Genomic DNA, 1,902 nt, shown 5'->3' with positions numbered 1-1,902 from the left:
CCGGGCGGGAGAGTATCAGCGCGATACAGACCGGAGGCCGGCCCTGTTTCAGGAAAACGCCGTCCTGTCTGCGTATCTGCTGCTGCAACGTGCGAAGCGCAAAGGCCCGGATCCCGAGGTGGGATCCGAAGCTGCCTGCCATGGCTATGAGGCTGCCAGGACCGCGTCGGCCTGGCAGGCCTGAAGTTACTGCAGCTGAGCCCAGAACAGCTCCAGATGGCGTGACATGATTTCCTCGAAGCGGCCGCTTTCACGCAGCTTTTTCAGGCCTGCGTTGATCCGGTATAGATGCGAGGTGCCGCGCCAGTGGCGCTTGGAGATCACCACATGCAGGCCTTCCTCGGACAGCGGTTTTTCCAACGGCAGAACGGTGTCGCGCAGACCTTCCCGGACGATGGTGCTGGCGCCCAGAAACAAGTTCACCGCCACCGCATCCACCTGACCCTCGGACACCATGCGGAAACAGTCGGCCGGTGAATGCGGCTGCACCAGGGTGATCTTGCCGTCATCCAGCCAGCGGCGCCCCTGCCGGTTCAAATCGTGGGTGAAATAGCCCTTGGGGCGGCACAGGGTTTTGCCTTCGACGTCGGTGTCATCTGCAAAGGCGAACTGATCCTCCACCCGCACAAACAGCATGATCGGCAGCGCCATCACCGGTTCGGAGAAGTGGAAATTCACGCAGCGCTCATTGCCGGGTTCCGCCTTGCAATCGGGCTTGAACCAAGGGAAGCCCATATCGAACTCCTTTTGGTCCAGCATCGGAAACAGATGCTTGGACCAATCGTCCTCCCAGTTGATCGCATAAGACACTGGCGAGGGTGCCAATTCCAGCGCCGCATTGACCAGTTCAGTCACCATGCCCTGGCCCGGCAGGCTCCTGTCGGTAAAGGGCGCATAGCCGCCGCCGGTCAACAGCGTCATCTCAGCTTCCTGCCTGCGCAGCGGGGTGGCGTCCGGGGCGGTCGCCTGTTTGATGCAGGGGATCTGCAGCTTGCGTCCCGGCACCACCGACGAGCCGACCAGAACATCCTGGTTGCGGTAGTAGATCATGGTCCAGCGCTCGCGGTCGCCGTAATGGGTCTCGGCGATCGAAAACAGGTTGTCCCCCGGCTGCACGACATATTCCACGTCACAGATCGCCAGGGCCGCCGAGGGCAGCAGCCCCAGCAGCAGCCCCAGGCCCAGCAAGTGGCGGCAGAAGCTGTTCAGCATGCTCTTCCCCCTCAATATCCGGCCCACACTCTGGCCATGTGGTCTTCGATGATCGCCTGATAGGTGCCATCTTCGCGGATGCCGCGCAATGCGGCGTTGACCATGTCCATCATCTGCTGCGCCTCGGGATGCGTCTTGTGCACGATCACGTGCAGCGCCTGGATCGAGATCGGTTCGGGCACCGCGTCAAAGCGGTCCGACAGGCCCAGTTCCTTGATCTGCGCGCGGCCGGTGAATTCATTCATCACCACCGCATCCGCCTTACCTTCCAGCACCATCTCATAGCATTCGGCAGTGGTCAGCGGCTGCACCACCTCAACCTTGCCATCGCGCAGCCAGTGGCGGCCCTGCTGCTCGAACAGATACGTCTCATAGCCTTGCGGGCGGCAGAATGTCTTGCCGAACAGGTCTTCGTCCTTGGTGAAGGTCAGAGGCCGCGCCTTGTCAGTGAACATCAGCACCAGCACTTCGAACAGCGGGTCCGAGAACAGGAAGTTCTTGCAGCGCGGTTCTTCGGGGTTGTTTCCGCAATCCGGCTTGTACCAGGGGAAGCCCGCGTCCAGCAGCGCATTGGACAGCAGCGGCTCTTCATGCGCCGTCCACAGGTCGACCCAATGGACCGCGTAGCCCTGCTCAGGGCCGGCGTGGCGCATTGCGGCGTTCAGCACGTCGGTCATCATGCCGCCGTTG

Annotated in this window: 3 protein-coding genes; 1 reads left to right on the top strand and 2 read right to left on the bottom strand. The window is 62.0% G+C overall.

Annotated elements, in window-relative coordinates; translation table 11 throughout:
• The coding region (locus A2I95_RS34490; RefSeq protein ID WP_291737044.1) for a hypothetical protein at positions 1 to 184 on the top strand (184 nt) is incomplete at its 5' end.
• 2 nt (positions 185 to 186) lie between these two features.
• Here the strand turns inward: A2I95_RS34490 and A2I95_RS34485 are convergent.
• Positions 187 to 1,212: a transporter substrate-binding domain-containing protein gene (locus A2I95_RS34485; protein WP_291737042.1), complete on the bottom strand. Its 1,026-nt coding sequence runs from the start codon at positions 1,210 to 1,212 to the stop codon at positions 187 to 189.
• 11 nt (positions 1,213 to 1,223) lie between these two features.
• Positions 1,224 to 1,902: ABC transporter substrate-binding protein (locus tag A2I95_RS34480; protein ID WP_291737039.1), on the bottom strand; the 679-nt coding region annotated here is incomplete at its 5' end.

The sequence above is a fragment of the Leisingera sp. F5 genome (assembly GCF_001593695.1).
This window is presented reverse-complemented; position numbering and strand designations above follow the sequence as displayed.